This window comes from Phenylobacterium sp. (genome assembly GCF_013822795.1).
Lineage (GTDB): Bacteria > Pseudomonadota > Alphaproteobacteria > Caulobacterales > Caulobacteraceae > Phenylobacterium.
In genome coordinates this window covers 1-15,545 of sequence record NZ_PNLB01000003.1, presented here as the reverse complement: position 1 = coordinate 15,545, position 15,545 = coordinate 1, and the positions used below count along the sequence as shown (strand labels likewise).

Sequence of the window (15,545 nt, the reverse complement as noted above, 5' to 3'; positions counted from 1 at the left end):
TGAAAAAAGCTTAAGGTCGCGCCCACTAGTCCGGCGCTGAATAGCCGGTCATATAGGACCCGGTCTCACTACGCCGTTTCGGGGATAACCATGTTCAATAGTCGTCGCGGAGGTTTGTTGGCCGCGGTCTACAGCGCAGGACTTGCGCTCACGATCGCCGCGCCGGCGTCCGCCGAAACCCTGGCCGAGGCTATCGCGCTCGCGTACGAATCGAACCCGACCCTCCAGGCCCAGCGCGCCACGCAGCGCGCGCTTGATGAGAACTGGGTGCAGGCGCGCTCCGGCTATCGGCCGCAGGCGTCGGTGACCGGCTCGATCGCCTATGCGGACCTTCGCACCCCCGGCGCGGGCGACTACGTCGACACCAACGGCGACGGCATCCGCGACACGCTCATCACCGGCCGCCGCGACGACAACAGCGCCAGCGCTACCCTGCAGCTGAGCCAACCGCTCTATACCGGCGGCCGCGTCGCTGCGGCGGTGAACGCCGCCGAGGCCGACATCCTGGCTGGGCGCGAGCAGCTGCGTCGCACCGAGGCCACGGTGATCCAGTCGGTCGTCCAGGCCTATGCCGACACCCGGCGCGACCAGGAAGGCTTGCGGATCCGCGAGGAGAACGTCGGCGTCCTCCAGCGCCAGCTCGACGAATCCAAGGCCCGATTCGAGGTCGGTGAAATCACCCGCACCGACGTCGCGCAGTCGGAAGCCCGCTTGGCCGCCGCCGAGGCGCAACTTTCTCAGGCCCAGGCGCAGCTGGCGTCGAGCCGAGCGGTCTACGCCGCCGTGGTCGGCCAGAACCCAGGCGACCTGGCTGCCGAGCCGGCGATCTCGACGATGCTGCCGGCCGAAGTGGCGCAAGCCTACGAGACCGCCGAAATCAACAACCCGCAGATTCGCCAGGCCCAGTACGCAGAGCAGGGCAGCCGCGCGCGCCTGTCGGCGGCCCGAGCCGAACGCATGCCCAACCTGGGGCTCACCGGTTCGGTGGGCTATAGCGGGATGGCCGATCCCTGGTCCGGCGAGGACTCCTCGCGGGCCGTCCGCGCCGGGGCGACCCTGAGCGTGCCGCTGTTCACGGGCGGGCTGGTCTCGTCACGCGTGCGCGCGGCGATGGAGCGCAACAATGCCGACCGCATCAACGTCGAGGTGGCCCGCCGCTCGGTCATGCAGAGCCTGACCCAGGCCTGGAACCAGCATCTGGCCAGCAAGGCGAACATCGCCTCCACCGACCAGCAGGTGAAGGCCGCCCGAATCGCGGCCGAAGGTACCAAGCAGGAGCAGCAGGTCGGCCTGCGGACCACGTTGGACGTGCTGAACGCGGAGCAGGAACTGCGCAACGCCGAGCTGTCGCAAGTCACCGCGCGTCGCGACGAGTTCGTCGCCGGCTCGCTGGTCCTGGCCCAGATGGGCCAGCTGGAGGCGCCGATGCTGGAGCCCGGCCTCACCCGCTACGACCCGACCAGCAACTTCCGCAAGAACCGCATCACCTGGGGCTGGGTGCCGTGGGAAGAGCCGATCGCCGTGGTCGACGGCGCCTTTGTCCCTAAGACCGTCGAGAAGCCGACGGCTGCGCCGCCCCCCGCCGCGCCGAAATAGGGTTAAAGTTTTCGTTCACGGTTTCGCCTGAGAGGCGATTAGGCGCTTGCGCCTTTTGGCGGAACTTGCAGGATCACACCGTCGCGCCAAGCTTGGCGTGACGGATTCTCTCTCGCACCACCGGCGGCCCTGAAATGTCTGAACAGACCTCGCAAGAACCGACGATGGAGGAGATCCTGGCCTCCATCCGACGCATCATCTCGGAAGATGACGCGCCGGCGGAAGCCTCGGCTCCCGAGCCCGAGCCCCAACCGGAACCCGTGCAGGCCGCCGCCCCGGTGTTCGAACCCGAGCCCGAACCCGAGGTTGAGGACGACGGCGCGCTGGAACTGACCGACAAGATCGAGTCGGTCGGCGATCTGGATGTCTACACCCCCTCGGTGAGTGAAGAGCCGGAGGTCGCGGCCTATGAGCCGCCGGCGCCTCCGCCGCTGCCGGCGATCGAACCGGGCGAAGCGCTGGTGGGCGCGGTCGCGGCCAGCGCCGCGGCGTCCGCCTTCGGCCAGCTGTCGGCGGCGATCCAGATGCCGGCCGAAGGCCGGACGCTGGAGGACGTGGTTCGCGAACTGCTCCGGCCGATGCTGAAGCAATGGCTCGATGAGAACCTGCCGGGCATCGTCCAGCAGACCGTCGACCAGGAAGTCGAGCGGATCGCGCGCGGCCGAGTACGCTAAGGCCCGACACGAGCACCGCTCACCCCGGCCTGTCCGGGACCCAAGCTGGGTCTGCACTTTCGATTGTTTGCGTGTCCGCTTGGATCCCCGCTCACGCGGGGATGAGCGGATTCCCATGTCATCGCGCTTCCACGGCGATGATCGAAAATGTATGCAGCGCCCCAAATGCTTGAAAAGAATTTCGACCCCAAGACCGCCGAACAGCGCCTCTACGCCATGTGGGAGGGCTCCGGCGCGTTTGCGCCCAGCGCCGACCCGGCCGCCGAGCCGTTCTCGATCGTCATCCCGCCGCCGAACGTCACCGGCTCGCTGCACATCGGCCATGCGCTGAACAACACGCTGCAGGACGTGCTGACCCGCTTCGAGCGGATGCGGGGCAAGGCCGCGCTGTGGCTGCCGGGCACCGACCACGCCGGCATCGCGACCCAGATGGTGGTCGAGCGTCAGCTGGCCGCCGCCGGCAACATCGGCCGCCGCGACATGGGCCGCGACGAGTTCATCGCCAAGGTCTGGGAATGGAAAGCCGAAAGCGGCGGGACCATCACCAACCAGCTGCGCCGCCTGGGTGCGTCCTGCGACTGGAGCCGTGAGCGCTTCACCCTCGACGAGGGGCTGTCGGCCGCAGTCCGCAAGGTGTTCGTCACCCTGCACAAGCAAGGGCTGATCTACCGCGACAAGCGCCTGGTGAACTGGGACCCGCACTTCCAGACCGCGATCTCGGACATCGAGGTCGAGCAGAAGGAAGTCGACGGCGCCTTCTATCACTTCGCCTATCCGCTCGAGGACGGCTCCGGCGAGATCGTCGTGGCCACCACGCGCCCGGAAACCATGCTCGGCGACACCGCCGTCGCGGTGCATCCGAGCGACGAGCGCTACAAGGGCCTGATCGGCCGCGCCGTCCGTCTACCGATCGTGAACCGTCCGGTGCCGATCATCGCCGACGAATACGCCGATCCCGAAAAGGGCTCGGGCGCGGTGAAGATCACCCCGGCGCACGACTTCAACGACTACCAGGTCGGCAAGCGCAACAACCTGCCGATGATCAACATCTTCACCGATGATGCGAAGATCAACGAGAACGCTCCGGCGGAGTACCAAGGCCTCGACCGCTTCGCGGCCCGCAAGAAGGTGGTCGCCGCCTTCGAGGAACTGGGCCTGCTGCGCGAGATCGAGAAGACCCGCCACGCCGTCCCGCACGGCGACCGGTCCGGCGTGGTCATCGAGCCCTACCTGACCGACCAGTGGTACGTTGACGCCAAGGTCCTGGCCCAGCCGGCGATCAAGGCGGTCGAAGAAGGCCGCACGGTCTTCGAGCCCCGCCACTGGGAAAAGACCTACTTCGAGTGGATGCGGAACATCGAGCCGTGGTGCATCTCGCGCCAGCTCTGGTGGGGGCACCGCATTCCGGCCTGGTACGGCCCGGACGGCAAGATCTTCGTCGCCGAGACGGAGGAGGGCGCCAAGGCGCTCGCCCGCGAGCACTACGGCCACGATGAACCGCTGCGCCAGGACGACGACGTCCTCGACACCTGGTTCTCGTCGGGCCTGTGGCCGTTCTCGACCATGGGCTGGCCGGAAAAGACCAGCGACCTGGAACGGTTCTACCCGACCAGCACCCTGATCACCGGCTTCGACATCATCTTCTTCTGGGTCGCCCGGATGATGATGATGGGCATCCATTTCATGGGCGAAGTGCCCTTTGACCGCGTCTTCATCAACGCCCTGGTTCGCGACGCCGAGGGCAAGAAGATGTCGAAGTCCAAGGGCAACGTCATGGACCCGCTGGAGCTGGTCGACGACTACGGCGCCGACGCCCTGCGCTTCACCCTGACTGCGATGTCGGGCCAGGCGCGCGACATCAAGCTCTCGCGCCAGCGCATCGAGGGCTACCGCAACTTCGGCACCAAGCTGTGGAACGCCGCCCGCTTCGCTCAGGTCAACGGCTGCGCCCGCGCCGAGGGTTTCGATCCCGCCAACGTCAAGGGCGTGCTCAACCGCTGGATCGTCGGCGAGACGGTGCGCACCGCCCACTCGATCACCAAGGCGCTGGAAGGCTGCAGCTTCGACGGCGCCGCCAACGGCCTCTACCGCTTCATCTGGAACACCTTCTGCGACTGGTACGTCGAGCTCTCCAAGCCGCTTCTGAACGGCGCGGACGAGGCGCTGAAGGCCGAGACCCAGGCCACCGCCGCCTGGGCGCTCGACGTCATCCTGAAGCTGCTGCACCCGGTCATGCCGTTCCTGACCGAGGAACTGTGGGCCCAGACCGCCGACCTCGGCGCGCCGCGCGGCGAGGGCATGCTGATCACCGCCCGCTGGCCGCAGCTGTCCGACACCCTGATCGATCCGGACGCCGACGCCGAGATCGGCCTGATCGTCGCGGCGGTCAGTGAAGGCCGCTCGGTGAAGGCCGAACTGAACGTCCCGCACTCGGCTCGTCCGGCGCTGCTGGTCGTCGACGCGACCGACGCTCAGCGCACGGTGTTCCAAACCAACGCCGCGGTCATCGCCCAGACCCTGCGCGTGGCCGAGGTCAGCTTCGTCGAGCAGGCGCCGCAGGGGGCCATCCCCTTCGTCGTCAACGGCGCGACCCTGGCCCTGCCGGTGGCCGAGTTCATCGACCTGGCGGCCGAGCGCGCGCGCCTGGCCAAGGAGATCACCGGCCACGCTTCGGACATCGCCCACGTGATGAAGAAGCTCGGCAATCCGGCGTTCGTCGCCAACGCCAAGGAAGAGGTGGTCGAGGAGAATCGCGAGCGCCTGGCCGAGTCCGAGGCCGCGAAGGCCAAGCTCGAGCACGCGCTCAGCCTGCTCGAGGCCGTGGTCTAGCCACCCCCGTTATGCCGCTTCGCCGATGAATGGTCGGCGAGGCGGCGTTCGTCCAGCTTTGGTGCGATTACGTGACGCCGCGTCAAACGCACGTTTGCACCGAGCGCTAGGTTATGCTTGTTCACCTACGACGACGCGGGTGCGTTCAAGGCCCGTGCGAGCATTAGGAGAACGCCTATGTCCGAGGCTGCGCTGCCCGCTGGCTGGCCCGCTATGTCCATCGCCCAGGCCCACGCGCTGATCACCGCGCCTGGTTCGCCGGCTGAGATCGAGACGGTGAACATCCGCGGCGTTCCCACCCGGACCTGGAAGAACTTGCCGCCGTCGCTGCGCTCGATCGTCGAACTGGGCCGCGCCCACGGCGAGAAGGTGTTCCTGGTCTACGAAGACGAGCGCGTCACCTACGAAGCCTTCTATCGCGCGGTCTCGGCCCTGGCCCGCCAGCTGGCGGCCGACGGCGTCCAGAAGGGCGACCGCGTCGCCGTGATCATGCGCAACCTGCCTGAATGGGTGGTGGCCTTCTACGCCGGCGCGTCGCTGGGCGCGATCGTGACCCCGCTGAACGCCTGGTGGACCGGCCCTGAACTGGAGTACGGCCTGACCGATTCCGGCAGCAAGGTCGTGCTGATGGACGCCGAGCGCTACGAGCGGCTGACCGAGCACCTGCCCAACTGTCCGGACCTGGTCCGCGTCTATGTGAGCCGCTCGCGCGAAGAGATCGCCCATCCGCAGGTCACGACGCTGGAAAGCGTCCTGGGCGGCGCCAACGAGTGGGCCAACTTGCCGGATCAAGCACTGCCGCCGGTCGACATCCATCCCGACGACGACGCCACGATCTTCTACACCTCGGGCACCACGGGTAAGCCGAAAGGCGCCCTGGCCACCCAGCGCGGCGTCAATTCCAACATCATGGCCGGCGCGGTCGGCGGCGCGCGCGCCTTCCTGCGCCGCGGCGAGAAGCCGCCCGAGCCCGATCCCGCCGCCCCGCAGCGTTCGTCGCTGATCTCGATCCCGTTCTTCCACGTCACCGGCTGCATGGCCGTGCTGAACCCGTCGCTGGCCGGCGGCGCCAAGCTGGTGATGATGCACAAGTGGGACGTGATCCGCGCCTTCGAGCTGATCCAGCGCGAACAGATCCAGTCGGCCGGCGGCGTGCCGACCATCGCCTGGCAGCTGATCGAGCACCCGGCCCGCGCCAACTACGACCTGTCGTCGCTGGAGTCGGTCTCCTACGGCGGCGCGCCCTCGGCCCCGGAACTGGTTCGCAAGATCAAGGAAACCTTCCCGAAGTCGGCTCCCGGCAACGGCTGGGGCATGACCGAGACCTGCGCCACAGTCACCACCCACGGCGCTGAGGACTACGCCAACCGTCCCGACAGCTGCGGCCCGGCCGTCCCGGTCAGCGATCTGGAGATCCGAGATCCGGCGGACGGCGTCACCGTGCTCGGCCCGAACGTGGTCGGCGAGCTCTGGGCCCGCGGCCCGCAGGTCGTGAAGAACTACTGGAACAAGCCGGAAGCCACCGCCCAGACCTTCGTCGACGGCTGGGTGCGGACCGGCGACCTGGCGCGCGTCGACGAGGAAGGCTTCTGCTTCATCATCGACCGCGCCAAGGACATGCTGATCCGTGGCGGTGAGAACATCTACTGCATCGAGGTCGAGAACGTTCTCTACGACCACCCGGCGGTGATGGACGCCGCCATCGTCGGCATCCCGCACCGCACCCTGGGCGAGGAGCCGGCCGCGGTCGTCACCCTCAAGCCGGGCGCCTCGGCGACGGAAGAAGAGCTCCGCGCCCACGTGGCCGAGCATCTGGCGGCGTTCAAGGTGCCGGTGAAGGTCCGTTTCTGGCACGAGACCTTGCCTCGCAACCCGAACGGCAAGATTCTCAAGAACGAGCTGAAGAAGCTGTTCGTTGAGGAGCAGGCCTAACCCGCCTGAGATAGGCTTGGGCAAGAAGCGCGCGGATGTCGTCCTGGTCGAACGCGGCCTGTTCGACAGCCGCGCCAAGGCCCGGGCGGCGATCGAGGCCGGCGGCGTCAGCGTCGCCGGCCGCTTGCTTTCCAAGCCTTCCGAACTGATCGACGAGGCGGCCCCGGTCCAAGCCGTCGCCGCTCACCCCTATGTCGGCCGCGGGGCGCTGAAGCTGGTCCACGCCCTCGGCCTTTGGCCGGTGCAGGTCGAGGGCCGCACCGTGCTCGACGTCGGGGCCTCGACCGGCGGCTTCACCGAGGTCTGCCTGCAGCATGGCGCGGCCAGGGTCTACGCCGTCGACGTCGGACGCGGGCAACTGCATCCCAAGCTGGCGGGCGATCCGCGCGTTGTCGGGCTCGAGGGCGTCGACGCCCGTAACCTTGACCCGAACCTGATCCCAGTGGCTCCGGATCTCATTGTCACCGATGTCAGCTTCATCGGCCTGGCCAAGGCGCTGCCCGCGGCCCTGGCGCTTGCGGCCGGCGGCGCCGATCTGGTCGCGCTGGTAAAGCCGCAGTTCGAAGTCGGCCCCGACCTCGTCGGCAAGGGCGGGCTGGTCAAGGACGAGGCCGCGCGCCGCCGGGCCTTGGACGATGTCGCGGCGTTCCTGACCGCCTCGCGCTGGGCGGTGCGCGAGGTGACCGACAGCCCGATCGCCGGCGGCGACGGCAATCACGAGTTCCTGCTCTGGGCGCACCGCCCCTAGCGCGGCGGGTTCAGATCGTCCGCCAGAAGGCCTGTTCCACGCTGACGGTGTCGAACAGGCCCTTCTCCTGGGCCGAGCGCCTAGCTTCGGGGCGTTCGAATGTGATCGAGATTAGAGCCCAAACAGGAGAAGCCGCCCGCGCGGGGCGGCGCGGGCGGCTTCAGTCCGTCGAATACGCCGACGGGCTCTCCCCCTGGGAGGGTTAGTCGACGACCTGGAAGTTGCCGTTCGCGTCGGGGCAGACGCGGACGAAGCGCTTCTGGGTGCGGCCGTCGGGGAGGTAGATCGGGCTTTCGGCCAGGGTGCAGCCGTCAGTGGCCGCGGCTGGGCGCTCGACGACGCGATAGGACTCGCCGCGGTCGTAGTCGCGACGGTCATCGTACGAACGGGCGTAGTAGCCGTTGTCCGCCGGCTGTCCGTAATAGCCGTTGTAGGTGGTCTGCGGAGCGCGATAGGCCGTGCCGCCGCAAGCGGCCGAGTTCTTGCCGACCGCCGCGCCGCCCAGCGCGCCGAGCGCGCCGCCGAGCAGGGCGCCTTCGGTGCGGGCGTTGCGGGCCGCGGCGTTCGAGCCGATCGCCGCGCCGAGCGCGCCGCCGACCAGGGCGCCGACCGTACCGCGGTTGGTCGAGTCACGACGGCAGGGGTCGTAGTAGGTGCTGCCATAGCTGTTGCCGTAGTACGGCGCCGACTGGGCGGCCGCGAAGGTGGGGATGGCGGCGGCCGAGCCGAGCGCCATGACGCCGGCCACGCCAGCAAGTGCGCTCTTGGCGAAGGTCGAACGGAAGTTCATTGCGAAATACCCTCTGGGGACTGATGCGATGATGGTCTTGTTCTTGGCTTAGCTGCGGCCGCTGGGGCGCCAGACGCCGTCGCGGCCCTCGCAGACTTCGTAGCTGTGGTTGCGGCCGCCATAGTTGTCCTGGACCCAGCGGCAGTTGCTGGAGGCGCTGTAGTTGCTGCGCTGATAGTTGCTGCTGGTGCGAGCGGCCGGACGCGGGGCAGGGGCGGGCCGGTAGGTGCTGCATTTGCTGTTGCGCTTGCCGATCTCGTGACCGGCCACCGCGCCGACCGCGCCGCCCAAGAGCGCGCCTTCGGTCTTCACGCCCTTGGCCGCGACGCCGCCGCCGGCCAGCGCCCCGACCAGGCCGCCGACGATGGTGCCCTTATTGGCGCTCTGGCGTTGCTGGTCGCGGCACGGGTCGTAGGACTGCGCCGACGCGATGCTCGGGAACGTCACGGCGGGAACGGTCACGGCCATCATCCCGGCGGCGGCGAGAGCAAGAGCGCGTTTCATCGGCTTTTCCTTCATTTGAACTCGGAGGCGGCGCCGAAGCCCCGCCTGCGCTATGGAACTTGGCTGAACGAGTCTGAACGGCCCTTGAGCGGGCTGTTCATGTACGTTCATCTTCGTTGACGCCTTGTCCCGCCAGGGATCGCGGGGTCGGCGCCATCAGGCGAGTTTGAGCATGCGACGTCCCCGGCCTCATCGGGCCCGATCCACCGAAGCCCCCTCCGGCCCGCCGGTAGAGGTTCTAATCGAGGCTGTCGGCGGCGAAGGCGACGGCATTGCGGCCGGGCCGCTCTACGCGCCCTTCACCTTGCCGGGCGAGCACGTGCGGCTGGCCGCCGGCCCTCAGCGGCGGGAGGTCGAGGCCATCCTGCAGGCCAGCCTGCAGCGGGTGACCCCGCCGTGTCCGCACTTCGGCGTCTGCGGCGGCTGCGCTCTGCAGCACTGGGAGCACGAGGCCTACCTCGCCTGGAAGGTCGAGCGGCTGATCGGCACCTTGGCCCGCGAACGGATCGAGACGGAAGTCCTGCCGGCGTTCGCCGCCAAGCCGCACAGCCGTCGCCGCTTGGCGCTCCATGCCCGGCAGGGCAAGAAGGACGCCGCCCGTCTCGGCTTCAAGACCCGCAAGTCCTGGGACGTGGTCGACATCAGCGCCTGTCCGATCGCCGATCCGGCGCTTGAGGCCGCGCTCCCGGCGCTGCGCCGCTTGGCCGCGCCGCTGTTCGAACATCCGAAGTCCGCGCCGACTCTGCACGTGACGCTCACCTCGACCGGCCTCGACATCGACATCAGCGGCGTCGAGCGCAAAAGCGGCGGGCTGTCGGCCGACGCGCGCATGCGCATGGCCGAAATCGCGGCGGAGGCCGACTTCGCCCGCGTCACCATGGATGGCGAGGTCGCCTACATGGCCCGCCAGCCCACCGTCCGCATCGGCGCGGCGACCGTCGCCCTGCCGGCCGGCGCCTTCCTGCAGGCGGTCCCCGAGGCCGAGGCGGCCATGGCCGCCATGGTCGTGGAGGCCGCCGGCGGCGCCGAGCGGATCGCCGACCTGTTCTGCGGCGTCGGCACCTTCACTTTCCGCCTCGCGGCGATCGCGCCGGTGCTGGCCGCCGACGGCGCGGCCCCGGCCGTGCGCGCGTTGAGCGCGGCGATCTCCACTGCTCCGGGCCTGCATGGCGTCACCGCCGAAGCCCGCGACCTGACCCGCCGCCCGCTGTTGGCCGAGGAGATGAAGCGCATCGACACCGTCGTCTTCGACCCGCCCCGCGCCGGCGCGGCCGAACAGGCGGCCGAGATCGCCCGCTCAGGCGTGGCCCGCGCCATCGGCGTCTCCTGCAACCCGGCGACCTTCGTCCGCGACGCTCGCACCCTGATCGACGCCGGCTTCACCCTTGAGCGGGTGCTGCCGGTCGATCAGTTCCTATGGTCGCCGCACGTCGAACTGGTCGGGGTGTTCAGCCGCTAGCCCGCAAACAGGTCGCCCTGGTCGCCGACCTTCGCCGGGACCTTGAACTGCGACAGGTCGAGCGCGGGCAGTTTGGCGTCCAGGCCGAGGCGTTTCTTCGCCGCCTGGAAGCGCTGCGACATCAACTCGGCGATCGGGCCTTCGCCGCGCATCCGCTTGCCCCATTCGGGATCATAGTCGAGGCCGCCGCGCATCTGGCGGACCAGCGACATCACCCGCCGGGCGCGGTCCGGATGGTCGGTCTCCAGCCACTCGCGGAACAGGTCCTTGATCTCCCGCGGCAGCCTCAGCGCGACATAGCCGGCCCCCTTGGCCCCGGCCTGCGCCGCGCGCTCCAGCACCGCCTCCATCTCGTGGTCGTTGAGGCTGGGGATGGCAGGGGCGAACATGACCACGACGGGAACGCCGGCGTCGGCCAGCGCCTTGATGGCGCCGATCCGGCGGTCGGGCGTCGCGGCCCGCGGCTCCATGCTGCGCGCCAGCTTGCGGTCCAGGCTGGTGACCGAGATCGCCACCCGGCAGAGGTTGCGCCGGCCCATTGCCGCCAGGATGTCGAGGTCGCGCAGGATCAGCGCCGACTTGGTGATGATCGAGCAGGGGTGGCCGAAGCGCTCCATCACCTCCAGTACCCCGCGCGTGATCCGCGTCGTGCGCTCGACCGGCTGGTAGGGATCTGTGTTGCCGCCGATGTGGATGAACTCGGGCCGGTAGCGCGGCGCCGACAACTCCTTCTCGAGCAGCTTCGCCGCATCGGGCTTGAAGAACAGCTGGCTCTCGAAATCCAGCCCCGGCGACAGGCCCATATAGGCGTGGGCCGGCCGCGCGTAGCAGTAGATGCAGCCGTGCTCGCAGCCGCGATAGGGATTGATCGAGCGCGAGAAACCGACGTCCGGGCTGTCGTTCTTGCTGATGATCGTGCGGGCGTTCTCAGGGCTCAGCGTGGTCTTCAGCTGCTGAGGCTCGGGATCCTCGATCGTCCAGCCGTCGTCGAACGCCTCGCGGGCCTGGCTCTCGAACCGCCCGCTGGCGTTGGACCGCGCGCCGCGACCCCGAACCGTGATTTGCTGGGTGAAGGTGCTCACGGCCGCGAGCATAGGATTGGGACCGAACAAAACAAGAACAATATTGACGCGGGACCCGAACCGTCACCTTTGAAGGGCATGATCTCCGTCGTCGTCATCACGGCCACTTCCGACCGCGACCTCGCGGCCCTGCTGTCCGCCCTGGTGCCGGCGGCGGTCGACGGGCTGGTGCGTGAGGTGCTGGTCGCCGATGCAGGTTCGAGCGACGCCGCCGCGGCGATCTGCGAGGACGCCGGCGCCGACGTCGTCGCCGATTTGGCCGCCGCCCTGCGTCGCGCCAAGGGCGACTATGTGCTGGCGCTGTCGGCGTCGCTGCGCCTGCGGCCGGGCTGGGACGAGAGCGTGCGGCGACACCTGGAGGAGGGCGGCGGGCCGGCGCTGCTGGTCGCCCGCGAGCCTGGCTTGCTGGAGCGGCTGACCGGGCCGAAGCTGGCCGGCGTGCTGGTGCGGGCGCGAGACCTGGATGGCGTCGGCGATCTGGCCGACTTGCGCCGCCACGCGGGCCGCGCGCCGATCCTCAGCTAGCGGTCGAGCCGCGCGTCGACGAAGCGCGCGCCCTGGGCCAGCGCGTCGAGCGTCTTGGTGTCGAGGCCGAACTTCTTGCGATAGGTCCAGTAGCCCGCCATCACCTTCTCGACGTAGTTGCGGGTCTCCGAGCTGGGCAGGCTCTCGATCAGCATGAGGCTGTCGGCTTCGTCGCCGACCATCTTGGCGGTTTTCAGCAGCGTGCCGGGGCCGCCGTTATAGGCCGCGACCGTGCGCAGGATGTCGTAGCCGACGCCGCGCTCCATTAGCCAGGTCACATAGTCCTGGCCGACGCGCAGGTTGAACGCCGGGTCGAACATCGGGCTCATGTCGGCCTTCAGCTTGTCGTCGCCGGCGGCGCGGGCGGCCGCTTCCGGCATCACCTGCATCAGCCCGACGGCCCCGGCCGGCGAGACCGCCTGCGGATTGAAACGGCTTTCCTGGCGCACGATCGCATAGACCAGCGCCCGGTCGATGGTGAAGCCGGACTTCGGCTCCAGCACCGGGGTCGGATAGTCGGGCTCGGCGAACGAGCGCACGCCCGGCAGCGAAGAGGCGATGTCCGCATCGGAGGTCAGCGGCGCGTTCAGCGCCAGGATCAGCGACATCCACTGCGAGCGCTCGGCCTCTGTCCTGGCCATCGCCAGGCCTGCGCGCAGTTCCAGCCCCGCCTCGACCGGCATGCCGATCTGGGCCAGGGCGGTGGCGCGATGGGCGCGGGCGTCGTCGCGGATGAACGGGGTCAGGTGCGCGCTGGGAGCCGAGGCGAAGGCCGCCGGAACGATTTCGCGGAACACCGGCGCCGGCGCTTCCGAAACGCGGTCCAGCGCCTCCAGCCGCACGCGGCGCTCGGCGATCATGCCATAGAAGGTGGTCGGGTGGCGGGCGGCCAGCTTCAGGAAGCCCTGGGCGCGGGTGGTGTCGCCGGTCTCTTCCAGCGCCCGCGCCGCCCAATAGGCCGCGCCCGAGCGCAGCCAGGGGTCTTCCTGCTCGTCGCGGGCGACCTGGCTGAAGAAGGTCTGGGCGACCGCGTAGTTCTTGAGGCGATAGGCGGCGAGGCCGGCGATCCAGCGCTCGCCGGCGGCCGGGGCCAGGTCCATCGCAGTCTGCACGTCGCCGGAATAGAAGGCCTCGCGCGCCCTGCGGGTGCGATCGGCCGGCGCCTTGCCGGAAATCCCCTGGGCGGTGATCTCGACGCGGCGCCAGTCGGCGCCGGCCAGCAGCGGGGTCTTCAGCGGCTTGGCGAGCGTCGGTTGGCGCTTGCTGGCCAGGGTGTAGATGCGCTCGGCGCCGGGCAGGTCGCTGTACTTGTCCAGCCACTTGGCCAGGTCGTCGTAGGTCGCGACGTGCCCGCCGGGATGCATCAGCTGGCGGAACGCCAGATGGCCGGACAAGGAACGGTCCTTGATCTCAGCCGTCTGCATTTCGGCGTCGATGAAATCGCCGCGGTCGACGGCGTCGAACGCGGCGGCGTAGCGCTTGGCGTCCCACGGGCTCAGGGCCTGTGGCGCAGCGTTCGTCGTTCCGGCGATGGCGGAGCAGATCATGGCCAAGACCGCGATCCGCATGCCCTTGAGTGCCCGCATGCGATCCCCACGTCGCCGCCTCTGCGCGCGGACAACGTGACCCTCAGTTCTCGTGACGCTTAAGTCTTAAGCTCCACGGTCAGGGCGATCAAGCCGTTCGGTCAGGGTCAGAAGGTCGCTCCAGGCCTTCTTCTTGGCCGCCGGCTGGCGCAGCAGGAAGGCCGGATGCAGGGTCGGCATGGCCGGCAATTCGAGGTTTCCGGACTCCGAGCGCCACTCGAACCAGCGGCCGCGCATCGACAGGATGCCCTCGTCGCGCTTGAGCATCGCCTTGGCCGACGGCGCTCCCACCAGCAGCAGCATCTTGGGCGAGATCAGCTCGATCGCGCGCTCCACAAACGGTTGGCAGACAGCCTGTTCCTGCGCTGAGAGGGGGCGGTTGCCCGGCGGGCGCCAGAACACGGTGTTGGTGATGAACACCCGTCCGCTGAGCCCGGCGCCGGCCAGCATACGGTCCAGCAGTTGCCCGGCGCGGCCGACGAACGGCTCGCCGCGGGCGTCTTCCTCAGGGCCGGGGCCTTCGCCGATCACCAGCAGCGGCGCGTCGGCCGCGCCGCGCCCAAACACCGCCTGGCGGGCCCCTTCAAATTTCAGAGAGCAGCCGTCGAATCCGGCGATCGCCGCCTTCAGCGCCTCCAGGTCGCCGGCCGCCGCGGCCAGCTGCCGCGCCTGGGCGATCGCGCCGGCGACGTCCGGGCCCGCGCCGGCGCGCGGCTGTTGCGGCGGCGGCGCGGCAAGGGGCTTCTTCTCCGGCGGCGTAGCCGGCACGAATTTGCCAGCCTCGATCCGATCGACGGGCGTATCATGCAGCATGGCGTCGACGCCTGCTTCCGCCCAGAAGGCGAGGAGGCTTTCGGCGACACGATCGAAGGGCACGGCTTGGTTCATGGTACTCGTTAAAGAGCGTCTATAGCCGAGTTCGCGCTTGACCGCCCTTGTACAAGCTTCGGATAAGTCGCCCGACGGATCAACGCCGCGTGAAACAAGGGGGAGGGGAACCCCGGCGCGGCCTTTTGGGAGTTACGGGGATCATGAGCGAGACCATCGCCACTGATACGATTGAACGCGAAGCGATGGAATACGACGTCGTGATCGTCGGCGCCGGGCCCGCGGGGCTGTCGGCGGCCATTCGCCTCAAGCAGCTGGCCGAGGCCGCCGGGACCGAACTTTCGGTGGCGGTGCTGGAAAAGGGTTCGGAGGTCGGCGCGCACATCCTCTCGGGCGCGGTGATCGATCCTAAGGGGATCAACGAACTGCTGCCCAACTGGAAGGAACTCGGCATCCCGCTGGAGACCAAGGTCACCCGCGACAAGTTCGTGATCCTCGGCCCGAACGGCGAGCTGGACATTTCCTGGCTGCCCTTCCCGAAGTGGATGCTGAACCACGGCAACTACATCGCCTCGCTCGGCAACGTCTGCCGCGCCCTGGGCGCCCACGCCGAAGCGCTCGGCGTCGAGATCTATCCGGGCATGGCCGCCTCGGAAGTCGTCTACAATGAAGACGGCTCTGTGAAGGGCGTCGTCGCCGGCGTGTTCGGCATCGACAAGGACGGCAATCCGGGCCCCGACTATCAGCCGGGCATCGAACTGCACGCCAAGTACACCTTCATCGGCGAAGGCGTCCGCGGTTCGCTGTCCAAGCAGCTGCAGGCGCGCTTTGGCCTCACCAACGGCCGCGACGCCCAGAAGTTCGGCATCGGCATCAAGGAACTCTGGCAGGTGCCGGACGAGAACTTTGAGCCGGGCCTCACCCAGCACACCTTCGGCTGGCCGCTGGACAACACCACCGGCGGCGGCTCGTTCATGTACCACTTCGGGGAC

General features: G+C 68.8%; 13 protein-coding genes. 8 read left to right on the top strand and 5 right to left on the bottom strand.

The annotated features are described in order from the left end of the window. The first annotated feature begins 117 nt into the window (after positions 1–117). From C0481_RS03135 to C0481_RS03115, 5 genes are all read left to right on the top strand, one after another. Positions 118–1,596 (top strand): TolC family outer membrane protein, encoded by a 1,479-nt coding sequence (locus tag C0481_RS03135; RefSeq protein WP_293400591.1) that lies wholly within the window; start codon positions 118–120, stop codon positions 1,594–1,596. Between the two features lie 134 nt (positions 1,597–1,730). Continuing rightward, entirely contained in the window at positions 1,731–2,270 is a 540-nt protein-coding gene (locus C0481_RS03130) for a DUF2497 domain-containing protein (RefSeq protein ID WP_293400589.1), read from the top strand. Between the two features lie 165 nt (positions 2,271–2,435). Next, positions 2,436–5,099, top strand: coding sequence for a valine--tRNA ligase (locus C0481_RS03125; protein WP_293400587.1), 2,664 nt, complete (start codon positions 2,436–2,438; stop codon positions 5,097–5,099). Positions 5,100–5,276: 177 nt separating this feature from the next. Further along, positions 5,277–7,031, top strand: a complete 1,755-nt coding sequence (locus C0481_RS03120; protein ID WP_293400585.1) for a class I adenylate-forming enzyme family protein — start codon at positions 5,277–5,279, stop codon at positions 7,029–7,031. 16 nt (positions 7,032–7,047) lie between these two features. After that, on the top strand, positions 7,048–7,779 hold the full coding sequence (locus C0481_RS03115; RefSeq protein WP_293400583.1) for a TlyA family RNA methyltransferase: 732 nt from the start codon (positions 7,048–7,050) through the stop codon (positions 7,777–7,779). Positions 7,780–7,981: 202 nt separating this feature from the next. On the opposite strand, the gene C0481_RS03110 is transcribed toward C0481_RS03115, so the two are convergent. Both C0481_RS03110 and C0481_RS03105 read right to left on the bottom strand, forming a co-directional pair. Beyond that, positions 7,982–8,569, bottom strand: coding sequence for a hypothetical protein (locus C0481_RS03110; protein ID WP_293400581.1), 588 nt, complete (start codon positions 8,567–8,569; stop codon positions 7,982–7,984). Positions 8,570–8,617: 48 nt separating this feature from the next. Then, the gene (locus C0481_RS03105; protein WP_293400579.1) at positions 8,618–9,073 is read right to left on the bottom strand and encodes a glycine zipper 2TM domain-containing protein; all 456 of its coding nucleotides are present in this window, start codon (positions 9,071–9,073) and stop codon (positions 8,618–8,620) included. A 172-nt stretch (positions 9,074–9,245) separates the two neighbouring features. Here C0481_RS03105 and C0481_RS03100 point away from each other — a divergent pair, with 172 nt between their 5' ends. Then, positions 9,246–10,532, top strand: coding sequence for a class I SAM-dependent RNA methyltransferase (locus C0481_RS03100; protein WP_293400577.1), 1,287 nt, complete (start codon positions 9,246–9,248; stop codon positions 10,530–10,532). On the opposite strand, the gene C0481_RS03095 is transcribed toward C0481_RS03100, so the two are convergent. Next, positions 10,529–11,614, bottom strand: coding sequence for a PA0069 family radical SAM protein (locus C0481_RS03095; protein ID WP_293400575.1), 1,086 nt, complete (start codon positions 11,612–11,614; stop codon positions 10,529–10,531). The genes C0481_RS03100 and C0481_RS03095 overlap by 4 nt on opposite strands. 78 nt (positions 11,615–11,692) lie before the next feature. On the opposite strand from C0481_RS03095, the gene C0481_RS03090 reads away from it, so the two are divergent. Next, positions 11,693–12,139, top strand: a complete 447-nt coding sequence (locus tag C0481_RS03090; RefSeq protein WP_293400573.1) for a cell wall biosynthesis glycosyltransferase — start codon at positions 11,693–11,695, stop codon at positions 12,137–12,139. Here the strand turns inward: C0481_RS03090 and C0481_RS03085 are convergent. Beyond that, positions 12,136–13,725 carry a lytic transglycosylase domain-containing protein gene (locus tag C0481_RS03085; protein WP_293400571.1) on the bottom strand — a complete coding sequence of 530 codons (1,590 nt, stop codon included), beginning with the start codon at positions 13,723–13,725 and terminating at the stop codon, positions 12,136–12,138. The genes C0481_RS03090 and C0481_RS03085 overlap by 4 nt on opposite strands. A 66-nt stretch (positions 13,726–13,791) precedes the next feature. Next, positions 13,792–14,613, bottom strand: coding sequence for a uracil-DNA glycosylase (locus tag C0481_RS03080; protein ID WP_293400569.1), 822 nt, complete (start codon positions 14,611–14,613; stop codon positions 13,792–13,794). Positions 14,614–14,756: 143 nt separating this feature from the next. Between C0481_RS03080 and C0481_RS03075 the strand changes: the two genes are divergently transcribed. Continuing rightward, on the top strand, positions 14,757–15,545 hold a 789-nt coding region (locus C0481_RS03075; RefSeq protein ID WP_293400567.1), incomplete at its 3' end, for an NAD(P)/FAD-dependent oxidoreductase.

Bases quoted from the DNA above. Each gene is read 5' to 3' on its own strand.
- C0481_RS03085 (WP_293400571.1), bottom strand. From the start codon at position 13,725: ATGCGGGCACTCAAGGGCATGCGGATCGCGGTCTTGGCCATGATCTGC.
- C0481_RS03090 (WP_293400573.1), top strand. From the start codon at position 11,693: ATGATCTCCGTCGTCGTCATCACGGCCACTTCCGACCGCGACCTCGCG.
- C0481_RS03125 (WP_293400587.1), top strand. From the start codon at position 2,436: ATGCTTGAAAAGAATTTCGACCCCAAGACCGCCGAACAGCGCCTCTAC.
- C0481_RS03080 (WP_293400569.1), bottom strand. From the start codon at position 14,613: ATGAACCAAGCCGTGCCCTTCGATCGTGTCGCCGAAAGCCTCCTCGCC.
- C0481_RS03105 (WP_293400579.1), bottom strand. From the start codon at position 9,073: ATGAAACGCGCTCTTGCTCTCGCCGCCGCCGGGATGATGGCCGTGACC.
- C0481_RS03130 (WP_293400589.1), top strand. From the start codon at position 1,731: ATGTCTGAACAGACCTCGCAAGAACCGACGATGGAGGAGATCCTGGCC.
- C0481_RS03100 (WP_293400577.1), top strand. From the start codon at position 9,246: ATGCGACGTCCCCGGCCTCATCGGGCCCGATCCACCGAAGCCCCCTCC.
- C0481_RS03120 (WP_293400585.1), top strand. From the start codon at position 5,277: ATGTCCGAGGCTGCGCTGCCCGCTGGCTGGCCCGCTATGTCCATCGCC.
- C0481_RS03110 (WP_293400581.1), bottom strand. From the start codon at position 8,569: ATGAACTTCCGTTCGACCTTCGCCAAGAGCGCACTTGCTGGCGTGGCC.